This window comes from Vibrio sp. 14G-20, assembly GCF_026241515.1.
Lineage (GTDB): Bacteria > Pseudomonadota > Gammaproteobacteria > Enterobacterales > Vibrionaceae > Vibrio.
Genome location: NZ_JAPHPW010000011.1, coordinates 1 through 20,500, shown reverse-complemented (window position 1 = coordinate 20,500; position 20,500 = coordinate 1). Strand labels below are relative to the sequence as shown.

The following is a 20,500-nucleotide window of genomic DNA, read 5'->3' as shown; positions in this document are numbered from 1 at the left end:
TTAACGGTAAACCAAACAGCAGAACGAACCCTACTGACGGCTTACCAACAAATTCGCACCAGATAAGGCAAGAAACACAGAACATGCTTTATTGAAGCGCTTGGCCATTTGAGGTTTTGAAAACCAATTTCGTAGATATAAACCAAAGGCCGCATAGATAGAAATCGCGAGCATTTCTAATACTAAGAATGTGCTTCCTAAAACAAAGAATTGAGTATTTATGTTCGCTGAAACATCAACAAATTGAGGAAGGAATGCAGTGAAAATGAGTATCGCTTTTGGATTGCCAGCAGCGAGTGCAAATTCTTGTTTAACCAGACCAAACCAATTCTTATTTCGTTCGATATCCGCGACCGGGCTAGCTTGTGAGCGCCATAGGTTGAATGCGATCCACAACAGATACATCGCGCCAAATAGTTTGATCAGGAAAAACAACGTTTCAGAGGTGTAAAGCACAACCGCTAAGCCGGATGCAGCCAAAGCAATCATGCCAGAAAAAGCAAGGATTTTTCCTAGGTCTGCGACAAAGGCGGCCTGAAACCCGTAACAACGGGCGTTGTTCATTGATAACAAATTGTTTGGGCCCGGGGTCATGTTGAGCGCAAAACAAGCGGGGATAAACAGCAGCAACTTCCATATTTCCATTGGTATTTCCTAGTCTCAATATGCCAAGGTTGTCGTATCATTAAATGAGATATGACCTTTTATAGCAGCTATTAAAACCAGTACCAATCCTAGTGTCGTATCCTTTCAACTAATTCTCAAAAAATTTCTCATATTCTGGCGTAGACAAATTTTCCGCGACGCCAATTTCACCGACAATATAGATAGCACTCGCAAGGGTTTCGATGGTTTGATTAAGCTCTCTATCAGGCACTTCACCAACAACAGGAACCGACTGGCGTGCAGACGTTGATTTGCAGACCACGCTTTCACAAACGATATTGTTTTGTTCCTGTCGAGAAACTTCAGGCGGCTTGAAATCCGGTGAATTGAAGTCGGGAGCAGTAATACCCTCGCTTGAAAAATTAGAGGCGCTGTATGAGACAGCTGAAAACAGAGAAAGGAGCAGCATCCACTTATTCATATATCTTTCCATCGTTAGCATTCGTTATATTTATAAATACTATCTAATCAAAATAATTATGAACAGTGTTTTATTATTAATAATTCATATATCTCTAGACGCTTATCAGGATTTCCCGCGATCTAGATGAAGTGAGTTCAACTTACATGTGATTGCTTACCTAGCGTAAACTTATCAAGCAGCGCTTGCGGAACAGGAATAACAGAGTATCGAACAAAGACGACTAACGTCACTATTGCCACAAAACTGCCTAAAACAAAGTCATGAACATCAATCAACACCCAACCAAGAAGCCTGTCACTGGTAATCGCAAGTATGGCGATACTCAACGCTGCCATCCATTTACGGTGATCATAAGGTAAATATTCCATTTTTTGGCTCACGATATAGAGCAGTGACAGTCTCACAGCATAAGTACCACAAAGCACCACCACCACTCCCCACACGCCATAAATCGGTGTCACAACAAAATAACCAATGGTTGCTAAGATCGCACAACCACCCTGTATCCACATTTGCGACTGACTTGAGTGACCACTGAAACAACCAAGGTTTAGGTAATCCCCAGCGTTTTTAATCACACTAATCGCCAAGAGTGCTACGACAATAGTACCTGCATATTGATAACTGCTTGGCAGAATCAAAGCAATAAAACCCGGCACGGTGAGGATCATCAAACACCCCAACACTATGGCCAGATTCACGCCGACCAGCGCTCTGTCCGCACAGACTTTTTTACCGCCAGATTGTTGCAGCATGGCCACCCGATTTGGAAACCACCACAGAGCATAAGGCTGCAGTAACAAGCCAAGCAGCAACGCAAACTTGCCACTGACCGCATAGATTGCAAGTTCTTCAACACCAACAAAGCTTGCCATCACCCAACGGTCTAGCCCTGTGATCATGTAAATAGAAGCACCACCGACTAACGTGGGCAATCCAAATTTTAGGATCTTAGCGGAGTATTTGAGGCTGCCAAATGAGCCCATCTCCTGCCATTGATAACGCAATAAACACAGCATCAATAACACACTCGAAACAGCGGCAGATATTAGTACACCATCAATGCCATAACCCGCTTCAAGCAATGCAAACGTCATAGCAGCTTGCACACTCGCCTTCATTACATTGAGCATGCAAAAGCGCTTAGCCATCGCATTCATTCGCATCAATGTTAACGGGATAGAAATCGCACCATCTAACATGGTCGGTATTAACAGAAGTAGGATCTGATAGGGTTGGAACTCGACGGGAAGCATCAGCAACAACAACGGCATACTAAGAGCAATTAAAGCCGCTCCTAGCACACAGACCAAGACACTCAACGTGAAACAGTTCGAGACAAGCTTTCTTTTTTCTTCACCCTCAGCGACGCCAACATACCGATACATGGCCTCAACAATACCGAAACTAAATAAGATCGTCCCGATGTCAGCCAACAAAACAATGGCTTCTAAAGAACCGTATTCAGCCAACGTCATCTTATGGGTAATATAGGGGATCATCACGAGCGAGATCCCTTTCATCATCACAATGCCGATAGCGTAATAGGCAGACTGTTTTAGTGACCCCATAGCAAACACCTATTCCTTACAGTGCAGGTATTAGGAAACTCTTACAGTCTCCAAGAAGATGTCGTAACGTTCGTTTTTGCGGAGCCAAAGCTAACGAGCGGATACTGTATGAAATGGCCAATCGGTTTTGTTGTAAGCCTCGATAATAGTCAGCGTAACCTTCCAGTATTCTCGCCTTTGCGATTTTGAAACTTGAAGTGGGTAGATTCCATCGTTGACTGTCATTTTGGTAATGTTGAAGAATAGTCTCTATAGACTGCAAATTTCTCAATTTAAGACTTTCAGTTTGGGTTACTGAACTCGCTCTCATCAAGTAACCAACCTGTACCGAGTTCAACACACCAATCTGATGGTTTTCACTCATTCGAAGCCACAGTTCCCAATCTTCCCCATACTTGATGTCAGCATTGAAACTGTCTGTTTCAGAAAACACATCCGCTTTTACCATGACAGTCGAAGTTCCAATCACATTGTTTTCAATGATGAACTCCAACGGGTTCTCGATATTGATGAACAGCTCGTCTTGATCTTGAAACTGCGACCAGTAACTAAAGCAATCGACTATCACTTGGTAGTCTTCAGTAAGGTGCTCGTAGTTAGTAAAGCTCATCGCAAGATCAGGGTAACGTTGATGAAATTCGAGTTGGCGCTCAATTTTTTCAGGAAACCAAAAATCGTCTGCGTCTAAAAAAGCGATGTATTCACCTGAAGCTTGCTCTATACCAAGGTTTCTCGCTTGAGGCGCACCAACACCCAAAGTGGATAAAGTAATAATGCGATCATCGTCTATCGATGCGAGATACGTCGACGTTCCATCGTTACTGTTATCGTCAATAACAATGAGCTCAACATCTTGATGAGTCTGCTTAAGTACACTGCCAATTGCCTTCGGCAGGTAATCCAAACAGTTGTAGGTAGGAATAACAACACTTACTTTAGCCATAATGACGCCCTCAGATTTATACGTTATATGGCTGACGTTGCATGTTCTATGCCGAGAGTATCTTGCTACAAAATCACATATAAATCAGTCTCCTACGCAATATTCTCAAAATGACGATAAAACACAACGGGGCGAAAATCCTACAACTTCAATTTGATTATCAATTTGAGAAAACGGGCGACTTCTAGAGGGGTAACCTTAGGAAAGCAATCGAAAAGCCCTCCAAAGCTACAATTTGATCTTGGTTCGTATCTTGCTTTATTGGTTATTAACTTGGCTTGATAGCTTTAGTCACATGGATTTGAGGAGTAAGGAATGAAGAAAGTAGCATTTATAGCACCAACTTATCCTGTACTCAGTGAAACCTTCATCCAAACAGAAGTCGACTCGGTGAAAGCTTGTGGACACGATGTTTGCGTGATGGCATTTGAGATAGAAGAGAGTGAAAAGTCATTTGACTATGACATTGTTAAAATTGGTCGAGATGTTCGAATTGGTAAGATCACAAACATCAATTGGTTTGGCTTTGTCAGAGCGATATCCTTTGTTTCCAAGCAAACCAGTATGCCTAAAAAGTCATTGTTTGCTTATGGATTCAAACTGGCGCTGCAACTCGCGGAAAATGACGTCGAACACGTTCATGCGCATTTCTGTCAGCACACCACAGCTCACGCCATCGTCGCGGCAAAACTGTTGAACATCACTTGTTCATTCGTGGCTCACGGTCATGATGTTTACGAATTCGCTTATGACATTGAACAGAAAATTTCTTCGAGTGATTTTGTGGTCGCAGTGTGCAAAGACATGCTCACCGACTTCAATACCATGGCTAAAGGCAACATTAAACTCCTGCACTGTGGGGTAAATACCAAACAATTTCAACTACACCCAAAAACCGAAGCTAAGCAACTTCGTCTCGTTTTTCTTGGCCGATTAGTGGAGCAAAAAGGCATCCACCATCTTATTGATGCATTAGCGCCGATTGCCGAACCTCTCGATATTCATCTCGATATCATCGGTACTGGCGATTTAGAGCAACAATTAAAATTGCAGGTCAAAGAGCAAGGGCTCACTCGAAACGTGGCCTTTCTTGGCGCTAAACCTCACGAGTGGGTGAAAGAGAAACTATCGAACTATGACAGCCTAATCGCGCCCTTCTGTTTTTCCGAAACTGGGTGCGTGGATACAGGGCCACTGGTTTTAAAAGAAGCGATGGCCGTGGGCACACCCGTCATTACCACCAACATCATGGGATGCAAAGAGATCGTCTCACCAGAGACAGGTTTTGTGGTTAGCGAAAAGAACGTGGAAGAATTAAGAGCAGCGATTGAGCGTTTCGCGCAGCTAAGCAGTAACGATAAAGCATCGATGGGGTTAAAGGCACGTGAGAGAGTGAAAGACAGTTTTAATTCGATCAAACAAGCTCAGCAATTATCTCGTTGGATAGAGAACCCAGCTCAATAAGGATTAACTCAGACAGCTATGCCTCACAAAAACGACTGAGCACCACAAGATCAAAAGAGCGCTACATCCATTTGAAATGTAGCGCTCAACTTAGCACTGCTTAATGATAGCAACTTATGCTTTCAGTAACTTTCATTAGCTTTTCATTAAGAAGCCTAGCTAGCCGGCTCGCAGCGCCAAAATAGACTCAAGATCTTCGATGTCACGATATTGAGCTAGCTCATGCTCTTTCGATGAAATAGCCACAATCGACATTCTATCGGCCAATTCGTTACCTTCAATACCAACGTGACCATTCACATGGTAGATGGTGATTTTTGAAGCCAGTTCTTGGTAGAGAGCATACGCAGGCTTAATAATATCGAGGTTTTTGATTTCGCCGCCCGACTTGGTCCAGCCCTTTTTCTCCCAACCCGTTGCCCACTTAGTAATACAATCTATCGAGTACTTAGAGTCACAATAAATCGCAACAGAGAGGCCTGCGTTTAACTTCTCTTTCGCGAGAATAAACGCTTGCTTAAGCCCATGTAGCTCGGCGGTATTATTGGTACCAACAGGTTGATACAAGCCATACCACAATTCGGTTAATTGGTTGTTTTGGTATACCGCTAAACCCGTCCCTGCTTCACCAGGATTTGGTTCACATGCACCATCGGTAAAGATCTTGATATCAAAAGGCATATCAGTGATTTGCTGCTCCGAAAGAGGCGGTACCTTAGCTTTCGTCGCCTTCCCCGCAGAGCTTGGCTTTGTCGCTGTAGAACCTGACGCAGGCGACGTTTTACCACCGAAAGCAGACTCAGCCTCGCCTAGTGTTAGAAACGATTTATATCTTGCCCCTGCAAAGCCATCGACTTGCGATTTACACTCGTTCCAAGTGGTAAAAATACCCGGTGTACGACCTTTCCAAACCACATAATATTTCTTAGCCAAACTAACTCCTTACCAAAACCTAAATACACAATACCCACACCTAAAATGATTCAGCTATGGGGTAGTAATTATGCCTGATTACGCTTGAAACACATAAATCATTGCATGAAATGCAGCGTGTGTTTCAAGAATATCTACGTTATCGACCAAGTATAGAGCGTTATTTCTAATCACAAACCTAACGGCTTCTGATCAAGAACCTCTATGCGCTTCAAGGTCTTGTTTTAGTTTGGTCGTTAACTTTTGAACTTTTGGGAGAACTTGTTGCATTAACGACTGAGTCATGATCATTGACTCTGTTGTCACGGTTGGCATTTTTTTCAGAATGCTTTTTCCATGTTCTGTTTTGTAGAAATCGATCATTGCACTGAGCTCTTCTTCAGTGAATTGATTGCTGTAAATCGTTACAATTCCTGGCTCTAGCTTTTGCCAGCTAACCTCCTCTTTCATTAAGTCGTTCATGCCCTGATAGTAATCATCAAAAATAGCTTGTTCTGACTCTGAAACCCCTAGGTCTTTAGACATATTAGCCATCATGCTATCCATTTGAACGTATACCGCGTCCAACGTGGAATCGACATCCATAATCTGAAGAAGCTCTTTTATCAGAGCTTGCCTATCATCTTGTGCCGCTGATAATTGCAGCGGTACGAGTAGAAATAAAATTGCGAAAAATCTATACATTTTGAGGTCCCTTTAGCTTTGTAAAACAGCTGAAATATCTTTCCAAACATCTCAACACATTGAATTATTTGCAAATTTACTCACTTTTTATCCATAAGTAAAACGAATTAAACAGTACAAAATAATATAAAATCAATTGCATTTGAATGTAAGGAATTTATTGGACAGATATGAGGAAGGCGAAGAGAGGAACAGAGCGCTTTTGAATACAGAACCACAAGAGAACTAGAGCCTAAAAGCACTCGTTTCAAGTAATGAGTCATACACTTGAAACGAGGATAACTAATGGCGTGACACGACGTATCAATTGAGCTACGTATCAATGAAAAAGGTAATCAACCGCGACAAGGTTATAGAATAAAAACACCGCCATGCTGACGCCAATCGTTAGCAGCACATTGCCTGTTTTCCAAATCAACAGACCTGTGACCACCGCGCCTATCAAGTATGGGTTTTCAAGGCTTGGCCAAAATGTTTGTTCAGGAGCAAATACAATTGGCCCCCAAATCGCAGTCAGCACCGCTGGGCTTGAATAGCGCAATAGGCGCCTTGCGGTTTGATTGAGTCGAAGCGGGATTGCAGGCTCTAGAAACAGATACCGACTAAAGAAAACAATCGCTGTCATAAGGAATATCGTTAACCAAATCATCTCTATTTCCCCTCCACTGCTGGCTTGTTGCCATTGTTTCGCTCTTGCAACGACTCACTAAAAAAGCCTGCTAACATGCCAGCAATCGCTGCAATCATGAGTCCACCTTCAACATTATTCACCGACATGGCAACCGAAGTGACCAATGAAACCACCACACACACCACGACGGGTAGAGTTCGGATTAATGGGAACACCAAGGCGATAAAGGTTGCTGCGACCGCGAAATCGAGACCAATTTCATTGAGTGAAGGAATTTGGCTTCCCGCGACAATGCCAACAAAGCTCGCAATATTCCAAACGAGATAAAAACCGCCGCCTACACCCGCAGCATACCAGCGATTAAATTCTTGCTGAGACTGCCCACTACAAATCGCGAACAGCTCATCGGTGAGCCAAAATCCGAGTAATAGACGCCAACGCGCAGGAAGATGGCTGATTTTGTCACGCATCGATACGCTATACAGAAAGTGTCTAGACGTGATGAATAAGGTGGTCAACAACATGGTGCCTAGACCAATACCCGCTTTAAACATACCCGCAGCGACAAGTTGTGCTGAGCCAGCAAATAGAATAGCCGACATCGCTTGCGCTTGAAGCTGACTCAATCCTGCATCTATCGCATATGAACCCGCTAGAATTCCCCAAGGGATTACCGCAATGCTCAAAGGCATTCCCGCTAAAACGCCCTTCCATAACTGTGTTCGTCTATCCATTCTTTCACTATCCATATAGTTCTTTTCTCTCTTCACATTAGCTATTCAATGTAAGAGGAGTTGAGTCGGTTCGATTGTACAAACTTGCTCGATTTCATGCCCCTCTGTTTTCCACACTTAACCGCACTTAACACAAGTTAGCCATGCCTTAGCCAAGCAAGTTTAGAGCATTTTGATGTATTGCCCCGGCGTGTAGCCATTGGCCTTTTTGAAGTGTCGATGAAAATGGCTTTGGTCGTGAAAGCCACACTCTTGCGCTGTGTCTGAAATGGTATGTCCTTGTTTCAATAACTTACGCGAAAGCCTTAACCGAGATTGGATTTGATACGCATGCGGCGGAAGACCAAATTCTTTCTGAAAAGAACGCACTAAGTGAAACGGGCTCAATGCCGCTAGCTTAGATAGCTCTTCTAGGGACACACCGGCTTGTGGAAAATCATCTAAGAACTCTTTCACCAAGACAAGCTGGCGCTGAGTTTTCCCGTCGAGTTGAGGGTTAAGCGGCGATTTCCCGTGTCGGCTAATCAGTTTAACCAACATCCCGTACATCAAGGTTTCTCTTAACAAGCGATTGTCAGATTCATCAATCGTGTTAAAGACTAATCTCAATTGATTAGCGAGTTCAGGGTCTTCAACAACCGCTCTTGGGAAGTAAGGCGCGCCGTAGTTCGGTAGGTTAAGCTCTTGAGTGATCTTGGCAAGTTGCTCTGGGAGAGGATACATGGCTCGATATGCCCAACCACCTTCAGTGGCAGAGTGACCGCTATGAACTTCGTCGGCATTGACCAGAATGATCGCATCTTGTGGTGCTATATGATGCCCGCCCGTTCGATAGAAACGCTGAGCGCCCTGCTCAATAACACCAAGTGTGTAGCCCTCGTGGCTATGGCGCGAGAAGTTCTGCTTTTCGTATTCAGCATTAAGGGTTTCAAGGCCACCGAGCTCTTCTGTGATCTTATATTCGGCCTTTTCTTTAGAGCGTTTCTTGTTCTCCATAACAATTCCCAAGCCTGTTAATTATCGAGCGACTTATCAGTCTACTCTATAGGCTCTTTCAGCTTTTGTACAAAATTGCGCATTTGGCGGTTAATGCACTTTTTGACCGAAGAATTAAACGGCTCAATAACGTGTTCTAGTTGCGAGCAAGATCGTGCTCTTTAAGCAGTTGGCGAAGAATTGACAAATCAGTGACTTAATCATGCTCATAATCCCCGCCAACTATTGGTAACTGTTCAGAGGTATGATGATGAAGAAAGCCTTAGCATTGATCTTTTTCTTGAGCCTTACAGGCTGCACACACAATCAATCCAAAGCACTAAGCATGAACTCTTCGTCGGTTAATACATACCCACAATCAATGTCGAACCTGCAACTGTGCGACACCTTGTATTACGGGCGCGCGAGCAATCAAACATTGGCGGCCATTGGCAGTGAGTTTAATCGAAGAGGATTATCAAAGAGTTGGTGTGATACCGAAACCAACAAGCTTTATCTAACAAAGACAATTGATTGGGTAGCTGAACAAGTCGAAGACAAGGAAGATTCAGAGGAAGAAGCATCAGCTGTTGTGCTGCCTGCGAATTAAGAAAACTTAAACGTTTTTGAACAAGAAAAAGGCAAACTGCAGATAGCAAAAAGCCGCTCGTTAAGAGCGGCTTTTTATATGGGTGGGAACCCAGCCACATCCCGGCACACAAGTCACTCGCTGCGGCTGCTCCCTTCCAGGCCTGACCGAGTTCACGAGCTATTGTTGCGGGAGGACCAGGCCCCCATAGATTCGTTTTCTAAGAGGCTTGCCTCAAAGAGTGATTGGATTATTAAGCATCACAGCAACCATTGCAAGCCCTTCCCCCCTATTTTTGAACAATTGCGGTCTAAGTGCTTATCCTTTATTCAAACCAATAGAAAATCGCAGGTAAATTCACCATTTACCTGCCTTTAGAAGGTTTGAATTACTGTAATACTAGATATCTATATCTTCGTTATCTTCTGTGCGAATGATGTAGTCTGTCATCCACGCGGTACCCAATAGGCATAACCACACCACAAACACCGGGCTTGGCACTTCAATGCTTGGCGTGATCACCAGAGCCGCAAAACCAACCGTGGGCAGAGTCCAACACAAGAGCTTGTTCCAACGGAAAGTTTTTAAGCGAGTGAGTGTTTCCATCGATGCCATGATACCCGTTATACACAAGGCCAACAAAGCAGCATAAGGTAAATCGGCTATCCATAATGGAAGTATTAAGCCTAGTGACCACCAGCTGTGTCGGCTAGCAGGCTTAAGATGATTTGCCGCCCACCAAATCACGATAATTGATAAGGTTTGAAGTGTGGTAACCCACGGGACGCCTTCAAGCTTGCCTGCTGATTGCGTGACCATGATCCCGACCTGCAAAGTAGTCACAATCAGACCGGAAATAATCACGACCGACAAACTACTGCGTCTTGAGAAGACCACCATCAATAGCGGGAATAAAACCCACGCACTGACAGACAGCGTGATGGGCTGTAGGGGCAGCGTTAAGCCGTAAGTCGTCATGGAAACAAGCAAAGCTAACCCTGCTATGCCCCCCTGCGGTAAAATCCATAAGGCAGGAATTACCATTGCAAGCACTGGGATATCTCCCTCACTTAAACTGATTGCTCTCGCGCAAACAACCGCTAATAATGTGGTTATCAAGAACTGAAACGTTGTAAATACCATAGCCCTCTCCTTCTACCGATCCGTGGTATTAATGAACTAGGAACATTTAGTATGGACCAATTTTTGAGCCAAATCTTTGCTGTGATTCACCAAATTCCATATGGAAAAGTAACAACTTATGGAGACATAGCACGTTTTTCAGGATTTCCGGGCTATGCGCGTCATGTTGGTAAAGCGCTGGGTAACCTGCCCGAGGGTAGCAAACTACCTTGGTATCGAGTGATCAACAGTAAGGGTGAAATATCTTTAAAGGATGATTCGTTCGACCGACAAAAGCAGCATTTGATTAAAGAAGGGATTGAAGTGAGTGATGCAGGAAAGGTCAAGCTCAGAATATACAAATGGCAGCCCTAGAGCTGCCATCTATCGAAAGACGTTAATTAAGATGCCTTAACTGTGGCATCCATTTCTAATTAACGAACACCAACCAAGCGTAGGTCTGCTTGTTGCGTGTTTTCTACGTCGGTAATCACTGACTTAATCGTGTCAGTTGTGAAACGCAGTTTGCCGTCAACATGAATCGATGCGCGCATGTTGTAACGGTGGTTAGGTTGAATTTTGTTGTTGTCGTAGCTCAGCTCGAATGCGAACGGTACTTGCTTACCGTCTGTGGTGAACTCTTGAGTTGCGATAACCGTCGATGGTGCGTCAGCCAGTGAGATATCTTCTAGCGTAACGGTAACTACTGCATTCTCTGGCAATGCAATTCTTTCACGGTAGCTTACTGTTCCTGAAATCACTTGAGTGTTCTCTGCAACCACTTCTTGAGAAGCGCTCGTTTCTGATGTTGCTTGGCAACCAACAAGTAGGCCAAACGATACTAAAGACGTAATAAGAATTAGAGCCTTTTTCATATTCAATTTCTCTCAACATGTTTGCCGGACTCGGCAAATCTACTCATCAATTATAAGAGAGCTTTCATATTCTGTCTTGAAACCCTATGATTTATTGACAGATATCTGACTAAGCTAAATGATTAACACAATAATCTGACATCCATTTTACCAAGAGGCATGCTGGCGATGAGTCAACCTTTACAAGAATTATTAAGTTTACTTCAGCTAGAGAAGCTGGAAGAAGGTCTGTTCCGCGGGCAAAGTGAGAACCTCGGCCTACCACAGGTTTATGGTGGTCAAGTATTAGGGCAAGCGCTATCTGCGGCTCGTTATACCGTTCAAGACGACCGCAGTGTTCACTCGTTCCACAGTTATTTTCTATTTCCTGGTGACCCTGAAAAGCCAATCATTTACGATGTTGAGAACCTAAGAGATGGACGTAGCTTCAGCACGCGCCGTGTTAAAGCGATTCAAAATGGCCGCCCTATTTTCTATCTCACGGCTTCTTACCATGGTGATGCTCCAGGTTTTGAACATCAGAATGAAATGCCAAACATCCCTGGCCCAGAGAACTTTGCCTCTGAAACTGAGCTAGCGAGCCATATTGCTGAGTTCTTACCAGAGAAACTGCGTAAGACTTTTTGTGGCGAAAAGCCGATTGAGATGCGCCCTGTTACTGTCGTTAATCCGCTGAAGCCTAAGAAGACAGAAGCAAAGCAGTATCTTTGGGTGAGAGCGAACGGTGCGTTACCAGATAACCAACTCATTCACCAATACCTGCTTGCTTACGCGTCGGATTGGGGCTTCTTGGTAACGGCACTTCACCCACATGAAGTTTCAATCATGACGCCAAACTTCCAAGTGGCGACGATTGACCACTCAATCTGGTTCCACCGCCCATTCAAGATGGACGAATGGTTGCTTTATGCGATTGAAAGCCCAACGGCAGCGAACACTCGCGGCCTAGTTCGTGGCGAGATATTCAACCAAAAAGGTGAACTAGTAGCGACAGCCGTTCAAGAAGGTGTGATGCGCTTTACTAAGTAATGAGTAGGCGTTTTTACAAACACAACACATGCACCACCAAATAATAAGGGGCTAGGTATGATACCTAGCCCCTTTTCTTTTCCATAACGCCAAGCAAAGGCTGCTACTCAATAGTCAACAAACTCTATTCAGTCTCTAACGTAGGCTCAAATTCACCTTGCACTCGCGTTTTAATGCCATCGCCCGCATCTCTAAGCAAGTTAAACGGGGATAGCACTACGCCTTTCACCGCGCCCTCTGCGGCCCCTTGAGCGAGCTCTTTGCTCTTATCAGCTAACAAATTGGCTTGTGCCAAAATACCCGGTACTTCTGCTCGTAGCATTTCAGACTCAGTGACGATGACAGGAATAGTCTGTTCGCGGTAAGACTTACTTTCAGCAAGCATTGGCGGCATAACGTCAACACGATAGCGCTTAAGTTCAGTCAATGTTGGTGGGATGACGTCCGTTCTTACCTGCTCAACTTCCGTTCGAACATTTTTCACTTCGTCTAGGATAGACGGGATTTTACTGTCGACCGATGCAACCGTTTTGTTCACCTTCTCAACCGTCTTTCGAACATCTTCTACGGTATCGAGCATCTGTGGCGCCAACTCGTCGATGTGCTCCGCCAGTATCAAAAACTCTTCGACTTTTAGCTCTTTAGTTAGCACAGAAAGATCCTCAATAACCTGAGGATAGGTATCGACAATTTCACCGACTTTATTAGTAAATGAATAGATGGTGTAGCCCAAATAAAAAATGGCGACGGCTAACACCAATTGGATCGCGGTAGAGATTTTTGCAAACATGAATAATCCTTTTCTTTATCGCAGAGGCGATGTCTAAACTGAGACAAGATGTAACGTTAGGCTAGGTATAGCTTAAAGCGGTAGAGCTGTCGTGTACTTCAATGGCTCCATCGCAAACGTCGAGGTCACATTAGAGATACCATCAATGCTATTCACCAAGCGCTTATAGAAATCATCAAAGCACTTCATGTCTTTAACTTGAACCTTCATCATATAATCATATTCGCCAGCCATGCGATAGAACTCCATCACTTCTGGAAATTCCGATACAGTATTCACAAAACGACCATACCACTCATGAGAATGATCACTGGTTTTTACCAATACGAACGCGGTAAAGGAAAGATCCAATTTTTCCGGATTCAGCAGTGCAACTCTTTTCTCAATAATACCGTTCTCTTCGAGGCGCTTAAGCCTTTTCCAGCAAGGTGTTGTGGTGAGATTGACCGCTTCAGAAATATCATTCAATGACAGGGTGCTGTCTTCTTGCAGTAACCCTAATATTTTTTTATCTACGGCATCTATCACACTTTCACCAAATTGCACTTAAAGAGAATAATTTTCTACAATTTAAGCAAAACAAAGCAAATATGGCAAAGTTTTTCTCTCCGTTTATGGATAAATTAGAACCATACCAATTACAAAGAATTCCTACACAAGATCAGGAGAACGCTTATGTGCACTGACCATCAATGGATTAACAACGCGATTCGTAAAATTGAAGCAGACTACCAACGCTCAGCGGATACGCACCTTATCAAGCTCGATCTACCAAGTATCGAAGGCATTGATGTTTACCTTAAAGATGAAAGCACACACCCTACCGGCTCTTTAAAGCACCGTTTAGCGCGTTCTCTGTTCTTATACGCTATCTGTAACGGTTGGGTTGGCCCAGAAACAACGATCATTGAATCTTCATCGGGCAGCACTGCGGTATCTGAAGCGTACTTTGCTCGCCTACTTGGTCTTCCGTTTATTGCGGTAATGCCAAAATGCACAGCGAAGAAAAAGATTGAGCAGATTGAATTCTACGGCGGCCAAGCGCATCTTGTTGACCGCTCAGATGAAATTTACGATGAGTCTCGCCGCTTGGCAGAAGAGTTGAATGGTCACTATATGGACCAATTTACTTACGCTGAGCGCGCAACCGACTGGCGTGGTAACAACAACATCGCGAACTCGATTTTCAATCAAATGCAGATGGAAGATCACCCAATTCCAACTTGGGTAGTAATGAGCCCAGGCACTGGTGGTACTTCAGCAACAATCGGCCGTTTCATTCGCTACCAACAACATGAAACCAAGCTATGTGTTGTTGACCCTGAAAACTCGGTATTCCACGAATACTTCCAAACAGGCAATGCGAACGTGAAAGGCAACACATTCAGCAAGATTGAAGGCATTGGTCGTCCACGAGCAGAACCAAGCTTTATTCCTGGTGTGGTTGACGAAATGCGTAAAATCCCAGATGCAGCAAGTATTGCAACAACGCATTGGTTATCTGACATTCTTGGTCGCAAGGTGGGCGCATCAACCGGTACAAACATGTACGGTGTGCTTCAGCTAGCCAGTGAGATGAAAGCGCGTGGAGAGAAAGGTTCTATCGTGACTTTGCTATGTGACAGCGGTGAGCGTTACCTAGACACTTACTTCAATGATGAGTGGGTAAATCTGAATATCGGTGACCTACAACCTTATGCAGCGAAGTTAGAAGCTTTCTCGCAGACGGGTGAGCTGGCTTAAGTTCATATAAACCGATAGTTCGAAATAGAAAAGAGCCCTTGATGGGCTCTTTTTGTTTATTCATTCTATTAATCAACCACCAACGAGAACAAATTACTCTGGCTTCTGCTTAGCTTCAAATGCCGCGAGTTGTTCAGGCGTCGCTTTTGGTTGATGGTTTTGTTTCCACTCATCGTAAGTCATGCCATAAACGCGCTCACGAGCGTCATCGATATCCAAATCTAGGCCTTGTTGCTCAGCTTCGGCTTTGTACCATTTACTGAAACAGTTGCGGCAGAAGCCCGCCAAGATCATCAGGTCGATATTTTGCACATCTTTGTTGCTATCTAAATGTGCTAGCAGACGACGAAAGGTTGCTGCATCCAGCTTATCTTGTTCTTCTTGAGAAAGATCTTTGTATTTAAATTCAGCCACTTTACTTTCCTTCATTCGATTTATTGTATTAATTCGTTGAGCTCTGTTTGTTATACAAAAAAAGCCTGCAATTCGCTAGGAGCAAACGCAGGCTTTTCAACATTGTTACATTATTCCGTGCTCATTAACCGTGCGAGCTTCTTCCCACGTTATCGTGGCTCAGCTCTTTATTTAGAACCGCTTCCACATGACCTGGAGAACGTGTTGAGCCAGAAATCAGTCGATACATCGCAGGGATTACGAACAGAGTAACCAAAGTTGCAAAGCCCATACCGAAGAAGATAACCGTACCCACTGCCACTCGGCTTTCATAGCCTGCGCCCGTTGAAGTAATCAATGGGATTGCACCGGCTAGTGTGGTGAACGCCGTCATCAAGATTGGACGTAAACGTCGAGCCGAAGCATCAATGATCGCCTTTTCAAACTCAATGCCACGGTCACGAAGTTGGTTAGCAAACTCTACGATCAAGATACCGTTTTTGGTCACCATACCGATCAACATGATCATACCAATCTGGCTGTAGACATTGAGCCCTTGATTCATCAACACCAAACCTAAGAAGCCACCAAAGATACCCATAGGTACGGTGAACATCACCACCAGCGGGTTAATGAAGCTTTCAAACTGCGCGGCCAGTACCAAGTACGCGACCAGCATCGCTAGCGCAAATACCACTAAGATACTCGATTGGTTCTCTTTAAAGTCTTTTGACTCGCCAGAGTAACTCACTGAAATATCGCCCGGTAGCTGTTCAATCGCTTGTTCATCAAGGAAATCGAGTGCGTCACCCAGCGTGTAGCCTTCCATTAGGTTCGCTTTGATGGTCACCGATTTTTGCTTGTTGTAGTGCGACAAACGAATCGATGAAGCCACTTCTTCAATGTGCGTCAACGTATCGAGTGTAACCAGCTCACCAGACTGAGTTCGCATGTAGATTTGGCTCAAGTCATTAGCATTATTAAAGCTGTTCTCATCACCACGCAGATACACGTCGTACTCTTCACCACGGTCAACGAAGGTCGTTTCACTGCGGCCGCCAAGCATGATTTCTAACGTATCTGAAATGTCTGAAACGCTAACTCCTAGCTCTGCGGCACGCTGCTTATCTACGGTTACCAATAGCTCTGGTGTTTTCTCAGAGTAATCGATGTCCGCGCCTTCCATCATTGGAGAGTCTTCAGCCGCTTGCTTTAAGAGCTCTGCCCACTTCTGAAGTTCAGAGTAATCAGAACCACCAAGTACGAATTGAACAGGCTCACTTGAACCACCTTTGAAGCCCGGCATGAACGGGAATACACGCACATCTGGAATGCCGTTCAACGATTTACGAACTTCGTTCAACGCTTCTTGTGCGGTAACGTCACGCTCATCCCAATCTTCTAGGATCATGATGACAAAGCCCGTTTGGTCGCCCGCATTACCACCAAACGCTGGTGATTGAATACTGAATGACTTCAAGAAGCCTTGACCAAGCAATGGCATTAAGCGCTCTTCAACGATGTCCATGTTGGCAGACATACGGTTGTAACTGGTTGCATCGGCACCACGAACAAACGCAAAGATAACACCACGGTCTTCTTGTGGCGTCAGTTGCGACGGTACTTGTTGCATCAAGCCATAACTACCGCCCATACAGGCGATAATGATGATTGGAGCCGCCCAACGCCAGTTTAGAGCACGGCGCAATACCGATCGGTATCCAGATTCAAGTTTGCCAAATACGCGCTCGACAAACAGGTTAAAGCGGTTTGGTTTAACGTTCGCTTTTAGGATTTTACTGCCTAGCACTGGCGTTAACGTTAATGCGACTAGCGACGAGAAGATCACCGACATCGCGAGCAATACAGAAAACTCGGTAAACAACAGGCCAACCATGCCGTCCATGAACGAGATTGGTAGGAATACCATTACCAATACAAGCGTTGTTGCGATTACCGCGAAGCCTACTTCACGAGTACCTTTATAGGCAGCAAGCAGCGGTGACTCACCACGTTCAATGTGGTGGAAAATGTTCTCAACCACCACGATCGCATCATCTACCACCAAACCAATCGACAGGATAAGTGCCATCAGGGTAATCAGGTTGATAGAGAAACCGAAGTAGTACGCCGCAATAAACGACGAGATCAGAGATACAGGTACGGTTACCGCAGGAATAAGTGTTGCACGTGCTTGACCAATAAAGATGTAAAGCACAAGGATAACCAAGCCACCCGTGATAAAGAGTGTGCTGTAAACTTCTGAGATTGAACGGTCGATGAAGACTGTTGAGTCATAATCGACAGCCAAACGAGTACCATCTGGCAAGAACTTTTGAATTGCTTCGACTTCTTTATGGACTAAGTCAGCAACCTCAAGTGGGTTCGCATCTGACTGGGGCACAATACCCATACTTACGTTAACAATGCCGTCACTTTTAAAGGTCGAGTTCTCGTTTTCTGCGCCAATGTAAACATCCGCTACGTCTTTCAAGTAGATAGGTGTGTTATCAGAGGCACGTTTAACGACTAGGTATTCGAAATCTTCCGCTTCAGTATAAGAACGAGCGGTACGAACTGACATCACAATCGCATCGTTACGTACTTCACCACCTGGGCTTTCAATGTTCTCACTGTTCAGAGCAGAAGTGATGTCCGAGGTAGTAACACCACGACCAGCCATCTGAGCAGGTTTCAGCTTGACATACATTACTTTGTACAAGCCACCAGAGATGTCCACTGAGCTCACACCAGAAATCAAACTAAAGCGGTCAATCAACACACGCTCGGTGTAATCGGTTAACTGCGTTCGGTCCATCTCTGTCGAACTTAGGTTGATGTATACCGAGGCTTCACCACTACCGTTATTCTTATAAACGATTGGGTCGTCAGCTTCATCGGGCAATGAGCGTTGAGCACGTGCTACTGCATCACGGACATCACTCACACCTGTATTGAGATCGTAACCAAGCTCAAAGGTAATCGTGATACGCGACATACCGTTACGCGTTGTGGATTCGATCTCATCGATACCACTAATACCGGATAACTGGTCTTCAAGATTGGAGGTTATTTGGCTTTCAATGATGGTGGCAGACGCACCCTCATAACGAGTACTGATCGATACTACCGGGCTTTCAATATCTGGCATCTCACGAACCGCAAGCTTATTGAAAGAGACAATACCAAACACAACCAATAGTAGGCTCAATACGACGGCCGCTACTGGTCTCTTTACAGAAACATCAGATAACAACATTAGTTAGCGCCTTCTTGTGCTTTTTTATCACTTGCTGCATCAGCTGGGCGATTAACGGCAAGCTCTTGAACCAACACACCATCACGCATATTCACGATGCCTTGCACCACGATCTTCTGACCAATCTCGATGCCTTTATCAATCACGACTTCGTTATCGATACGCGCACCCAAGAACACTTCTGTTCGAGTTGCCTTGTTATCTTCGCCAATCACATAAACAAAACGCTTCGTACCCGAGTACTCCAACGCTTGAACAGGGATAATCGGTGCTTCGACTGGTGGGAAATCCATATCCGCGGCCACTAACATGCCCGGCTTCAAGTAATCATTGTTGTTATCAAAGTGGATTCGAACTCGTAAGTTCAAGGTTTCAGCGTTGATACGTGAATCGATACCAACCACAGTACCCGTGAACTGAGTCTCACCCCACGCACTGGTGCGAGCCGTTACTGTCATGCCTTTAGACAGTTTAGAAAGGTAACGCTCAGGAATTTGAAGATCTAACTGCATCACTGACAAATCATCTAAGGTCACGAGTTCAGTGCCTGCTGTGACCATTTTACCGCGACTAAAATCAATAAAACCAACGGTGCCAGAGAATGGCGCGCTGATGTGAAGATCTTTCAGATTGGCATTTGCAGCCGCCAATCGAGCATTGGCGATTTCAACATTGGTTTTCTGAGCGTCAATTTCAGTTTGCGTAATCGCATTACGTTTCACTAGTCGTTGGAATTCCGCGAGCTTACGTTTCTCATCTTTTAGGTACGCTTGCGCTTCTGCAACCGCGGCCTTGGCTTTGTCGTCATCTAGTTGAACCAGCATCTGCCCTTTAGTGACATCTTGATTGGCTTTGATGTTGATAGAGTCAACTCTGCCCGCTACTTCAGAAGTAATGATCACAGATTGCTCGGCTTCTAACTTACCAACCAAAGAAAGAGATTGGCTAACTTGGTGAATATCAACCTGCTCAGTAACAACCGTTACAGTGCTAGGCCCCTGACGTTTTGCAAGTGCGGCTGGAGACGCCATAAGGATAGACAAGCTAAGCAGGGTTATAACAGATTTATGCTTCATAATAATGGTCTGCAAGTAAGGTTATACCAATCACAGTGAGCAAGTGGTCAGAAATAGCGTAGGAAAAAGGCTTGAGAACAAGACAGGATTTTCGATAAGTAGTTATTCTACAATCAAAAATTCTAACGCCGTTATCGAGCATTTTAACAAGCTAGGGTGACACCTTGATTTACTACGATTGGTATTATTATCTATAAATGAAATTAACCGTATTCTATCAACTAATGAATACTGTAACGTCAAGAAGTGTAAATCTAGATTAAATTCCATTTACGTTTCATCACGTCTTAGACACATTGAACACAATACAGAAAGCCAATCACCTCAAGGTGTTACCTATTGATACGTAAACCTTAGTACAGATGTTCACTTCACGAGCAATATGCGTACTTTTCGCCATCTTTGCCCAAAAAGGCAGCATTTAACACAAAACCATAAGAAAAACCCTTTACACGTTTAACGTGTTTGCTATGATGCGCTCCGCACTTGAGAGATGCGTTGGGAAAAACATCTCTTTAGCCTATCCATTATGAGTTAGGAAAAAACACCCTGGAGGGGTTCCCGAGTGGCCAAAGGGAGCAGACTGTAAATCTGCCGGC

Annotated in this window: 21 protein-coding genes and 1 other RNA gene; 5 read left to right on the top strand and 17 right to left on the bottom strand. The window is 44.4% G+C overall.

Features of this window, described 5'->3' with window-relative positions:
• Positions 1 to 30: 30 nt before the first annotated feature.
• The 4 genes from OQJ75_RS11885 to OQJ75_RS11870 all read right to left on the bottom strand — a co-directional run bounded on the left by OQJ75_RS11885 (position 31) and on the right by OQJ75_RS11870 (position 3,604).
• Positions 31 to 645, bottom strand: coding sequence for a LysE family translocator (locus OQJ75_RS11885; protein ID WP_265973704.1), 615 nt, complete (start codon positions 643 to 645; stop codon positions 31 to 33).
• A 109-nt stretch (positions 646 to 754) separates the two neighbouring features.
• The gene (locus OQJ75_RS11880) at positions 755 to 1,108 is read right to left on the bottom strand and encodes a hypothetical protein (RefSeq protein ID WP_265973705.1); all 354 of its coding nucleotides are present in this window, start codon (positions 1,106 to 1,108) and stop codon (positions 755 to 757) included.
• 116 nt (positions 1,109 to 1,224) lie between these two features.
• Positions 1,225 to 2,661, bottom strand: coding sequence for a lipopolysaccharide biosynthesis protein (locus tag OQJ75_RS11875; RefSeq protein ID WP_265973706.1), 1,437 nt, complete (start codon positions 2,659 to 2,661; stop codon positions 1,225 to 1,227).
• A 16-nt stretch (positions 2,662 to 2,677) separates the two neighbouring features.
• On the bottom strand, positions 2,678 to 3,604 hold the full coding sequence (locus tag OQJ75_RS11870; RefSeq protein WP_265973707.1) for a glycosyltransferase family 2 protein: 927 nt from the start codon (positions 3,602 to 3,604) through the stop codon (positions 2,678 to 2,680).
• Positions 3,605 to 3,919: 315 nt separating this feature from the next.
• Here OQJ75_RS11870 and OQJ75_RS11865 point away from each other — a divergent pair, with 315 nt between their 5' ends.
• Positions 3,920 to 5,068, top strand: a complete 1,149-nt coding sequence (locus tag OQJ75_RS11865; protein WP_265973708.1) for a glycosyltransferase family 4 protein — start codon at positions 3,920 to 3,922, stop codon at positions 5,066 to 5,068.
• Positions 5,069 to 5,227: 159 nt separating this feature from the next.
• Here OQJ75_RS11865 and OQJ75_RS11860 read toward each other — a convergent pair whose 3' ends face one another.
• From OQJ75_RS11860 to OQJ75_RS11840, 5 genes are all read right to left on the bottom strand, one after another.
• Positions 5,228 to 6,001 carry a ribonuclease H family protein gene (locus OQJ75_RS11860; RefSeq protein ID WP_265973709.1) on the bottom strand — a complete coding sequence of 258 codons (774 nt, stop codon included), beginning with the start codon at positions 5,999 to 6,001 and terminating at the stop codon, positions 5,228 to 5,230.
• A gap of 192 nt (positions 6,002 to 6,193) precedes the next feature.
• Positions 6,194 to 6,685 (bottom strand): DUF2059 domain-containing protein, encoded by a 492-nt coding sequence (locus OQJ75_RS11855; RefSeq protein WP_017065236.1) that lies wholly within the window; start codon positions 6,683 to 6,685, stop codon positions 6,194 to 6,196.
• A 319-nt stretch (positions 6,686 to 7,004) separates the two neighbouring features.
• Positions 7,005 to 7,334 (bottom strand): AzlD domain-containing protein, encoded by a 330-nt coding sequence (locus OQJ75_RS11850; protein ID WP_265973710.1) that lies wholly within the window; start codon positions 7,332 to 7,334, stop codon positions 7,005 to 7,007.
• 2 nt (positions 7,335 to 7,336) lie between these two features.
• Complete coding sequence (locus tag OQJ75_RS11845) at positions 7,337 to 8,065, bottom strand: AzlC family ABC transporter permease (RefSeq protein ID WP_265973711.1); 729 nt, start codon at positions 8,063 to 8,065, stop codon at positions 7,337 to 7,339.
• A gap of 147 nt (positions 8,066 to 8,212) precedes the next feature.
• Positions 8,213 to 9,046 carry an AraC family transcriptional regulator gene (locus OQJ75_RS11840; RefSeq protein ID WP_265973712.1) on the bottom strand — a complete coding sequence of 278 codons (834 nt, stop codon included), beginning with the start codon at positions 9,044 to 9,046 and terminating at the stop codon, positions 8,213 to 8,215.
• A gap of 250 nt (positions 9,047 to 9,296) precedes the next feature.
• Here OQJ75_RS11840 and OQJ75_RS11835 point away from each other — a divergent pair, with 250 nt between their 5' ends.
• Entirely contained in the window at positions 9,297 to 9,635 is a 339-nt protein-coding gene (locus OQJ75_RS11835; RefSeq protein WP_265973713.1) for a hypothetical protein, read from the top strand.
• An 85-nt stretch (positions 9,636 to 9,720) separates the two neighbouring features.
• Here the strand turns inward: OQJ75_RS11835 and ffs are convergent.
• Positions 9,721 to 9,817, bottom strand: an RNA gene (ffs, locus tag OQJ75_RS11830) — signal recognition particle sRNA small type.
• A 196-nt stretch (positions 9,818 to 10,013) separates the two neighbouring features.
• Complete coding sequence (locus OQJ75_RS11825; protein ID WP_248374371.1) at positions 10,014 to 10,757, bottom strand: hypothetical protein; 744 nt, start codon at positions 10,755 to 10,757, stop codon at positions 10,014 to 10,016.
• A 51-nt stretch (positions 10,758 to 10,808) separates the two neighbouring features.
• On the opposite strand from OQJ75_RS11825, the gene OQJ75_RS11820 reads away from it, so the two are divergent.
• On the top strand, positions 10,809 to 11,111 hold the full coding sequence (locus OQJ75_RS11820; protein WP_265973714.1) for an MGMT family protein: 303 nt from the start codon (positions 10,809 to 10,811) through the stop codon (positions 11,109 to 11,111).
• A gap of 59 nt (positions 11,112 to 11,170) precedes the next feature.
• Here OQJ75_RS11820 and OQJ75_RS11815 read toward each other — a convergent pair whose 3' ends face one another.
• Complete coding sequence (locus tag OQJ75_RS11815; RefSeq protein WP_265973715.1) at positions 11,171 to 11,611, bottom strand: YbaY family lipoprotein; 441 nt, start codon at positions 11,609 to 11,611, stop codon at positions 11,171 to 11,173.
• A gap of 168 nt (positions 11,612 to 11,779) precedes the next feature.
• On the opposite strand from OQJ75_RS11815, the gene tesB reads away from it, so the two are divergent.
• Entirely contained in the window at positions 11,780 to 12,640 is an 861-nt protein-coding gene (tesB, locus tag OQJ75_RS11810; RefSeq protein ID WP_029405291.1) for an acyl-CoA thioesterase II, read from the top strand.
• 124 nt (positions 12,641 to 12,764) lie between these two features.
• On the opposite strand, the gene OQJ75_RS11805 is transcribed toward tesB, so the two are convergent.
• Both OQJ75_RS11805 and OQJ75_RS11800 read right to left on the bottom strand, forming a co-directional pair.
• Entirely contained in the window at positions 12,765 to 13,430 is a 666-nt protein-coding gene (locus tag OQJ75_RS11805; protein WP_265973716.1) for a hypothetical protein, read from the bottom strand.
• Between the two features lie 72 nt (positions 13,431 to 13,502).
• Positions 13,503 to 13,958, bottom strand: coding sequence for an Lrp/AsnC family transcriptional regulator (locus OQJ75_RS11800; protein WP_017056968.1), 456 nt, complete (start codon positions 13,956 to 13,958; stop codon positions 13,503 to 13,505).
• Positions 13,959 to 14,105: 147 nt separating this feature from the next.
• On the opposite strand from OQJ75_RS11800, the gene OQJ75_RS11795 reads away from it, so the two are divergent.
• On the top strand, positions 14,106 to 15,173 hold the full coding sequence (locus OQJ75_RS11795; RefSeq protein WP_265973717.1) for a PLP-dependent cysteine synthase family protein: 1,068 nt from the start codon (positions 14,106 to 14,108) through the stop codon (positions 15,171 to 15,173).
• A gap of 93 nt (positions 15,174 to 15,266) precedes the next feature.
• On the opposite strand, the gene OQJ75_RS11790 is transcribed toward OQJ75_RS11795, so the two are convergent.
• The 3 genes from OQJ75_RS11790 to OQJ75_RS11780 form a co-directional block, all read right to left on the bottom strand.
• Complete coding sequence (locus OQJ75_RS11790; protein ID WP_010439576.1) at positions 15,267 to 15,587, bottom strand: DUF1244 domain-containing protein; 321 nt, start codon at positions 15,585 to 15,587, stop codon at positions 15,267 to 15,269.
• A 124-nt stretch (positions 15,588 to 15,711) separates the two neighbouring features.
• Positions 15,712 to 18,825 (bottom strand): vibriobactin export RND transporter permease subunit VexH, encoded by a 3,114-nt coding sequence (gene vexH / locus OQJ75_RS11785; protein WP_265973718.1) that lies wholly within the window; start codon positions 18,823 to 18,825, stop codon positions 15,712 to 15,714.
• Positions 18,825 to 19,901: an efflux RND transporter periplasmic adaptor subunit gene (locus OQJ75_RS11780; RefSeq protein WP_265973719.1), complete on the bottom strand. Its 1,077-nt coding sequence runs from the start codon at positions 19,899 to 19,901 to the stop codon at positions 18,825 to 18,827. Before OQJ75_RS11780 ends, vexH begins: the two co-directional genes overlap by 1 nt.
• Positions 19,902 to 20,500: the final 599 nt, after the last annotated feature.

Excerpts from the sequence above, each read along its gene's own strand:
- OQJ75_RS11885 (WP_265973704.1), bottom strand. The coding sequence starts at position 645 with ATGGAAATATGGAAGTTGCTGCTGTTTATCCCCGCTTGTTTTGCGCTC.
- OQJ75_RS11880 (WP_265973705.1), bottom strand. The coding sequence starts at position 1,108 with ATGCTAACGATGGAAAGATATATGAATAAGTGGATGCTGCTCCTTTCT.
- OQJ75_RS11875 (WP_265973706.1), bottom strand. The coding sequence starts at position 2,661 with ATGGGGTCACTAAAACAGTCTGCCTATTACGCTATCGGCATTGTGATG.
- OQJ75_RS11870 (WP_265973707.1), bottom strand. The coding sequence starts at position 3,604 with ATGGCTAAAGTAAGTGTTGTTATTCCTACCTACAACTGTTTGGATTAC.
- OQJ75_RS11865 (WP_265973708.1), top strand. The coding sequence starts at position 3,920 with ATGAAGAAAGTAGCATTTATAGCACCAACTTATCCTGTACTCAGTGAA.
- OQJ75_RS11855 (WP_017065236.1), bottom strand. The coding sequence starts at position 6,685 with ATGTATAGATTTTTCGCAATTTTATTTCTACTCGTACCGCTGCAATTA.
- OQJ75_RS11850 (WP_265973710.1), bottom strand. The coding sequence starts at position 7,334 with ATGATTTGGTTAACGATATTCCTTATGACAGCGATTGTTTTCTTTAGT.
- OQJ75_RS11845 (WP_265973711.1), bottom strand. The coding sequence starts at position 8,065 with ATGGATAGTGAAAGAATGGATAGACGAACACAGTTATGGAAGGGCGTT.
- OQJ75_RS11840 (WP_265973712.1), bottom strand. The coding sequence starts at position 9,046 with ATGGAGAACAAGAAACGCTCTAAAGAAAAGGCCGAATATAAGATCACA.
- OQJ75_RS11835 (WP_265973713.1), top strand. The coding sequence starts at position 9,297 with ATGAAGAAAGCCTTAGCATTGATCTTTTTCTTGAGCCTTACAGGCTGC.
- OQJ75_RS11825 (WP_248374371.1), bottom strand. The coding sequence starts at position 10,757 with ATGGTATTTACAACGTTTCAGTTCTTGATAACCACATTATTAGCGGTT.
- OQJ75_RS11820 (WP_265973714.1), top strand. The coding sequence starts at position 10,809 with ATGGACCAATTTTTGAGCCAAATCTTTGCTGTGATTCACCAAATTCCA.
- OQJ75_RS11815 (WP_265973715.1), bottom strand. The coding sequence starts at position 11,611 with ATGAAAAAGGCTCTAATTCTTATTACGTCTTTAGTATCGTTTGGCCTA.
- tesB (WP_029405291.1), top strand. The coding sequence starts at position 11,780 with ATGAGTCAACCTTTACAAGAATTATTAAGTTTACTTCAGCTAGAGAAG.
- OQJ75_RS11805 (WP_265973716.1), bottom strand. The coding sequence starts at position 13,430 with ATGTTTGCAAAAATCTCTACCGCGATCCAATTGGTGTTAGCCGTCGCC.
- OQJ75_RS11795 (WP_265973717.1), top strand. The coding sequence starts at position 14,106 with ATGTGCACTGACCATCAATGGATTAACAACGCGATTCGTAAAATTGAA.
- vexH (WP_265973718.1), bottom strand. The coding sequence starts at position 18,825 with ATGTTGTTATCTGATGTTTCTGTAAAGAGACCAGTAGCGGCCGTCGTA.
- OQJ75_RS11780 (WP_265973719.1), bottom strand. The coding sequence starts at position 19,901 with ATGAAGCATAAATCTGTTATAACCCTGCTTAGCTTGTCTATCCTTATG.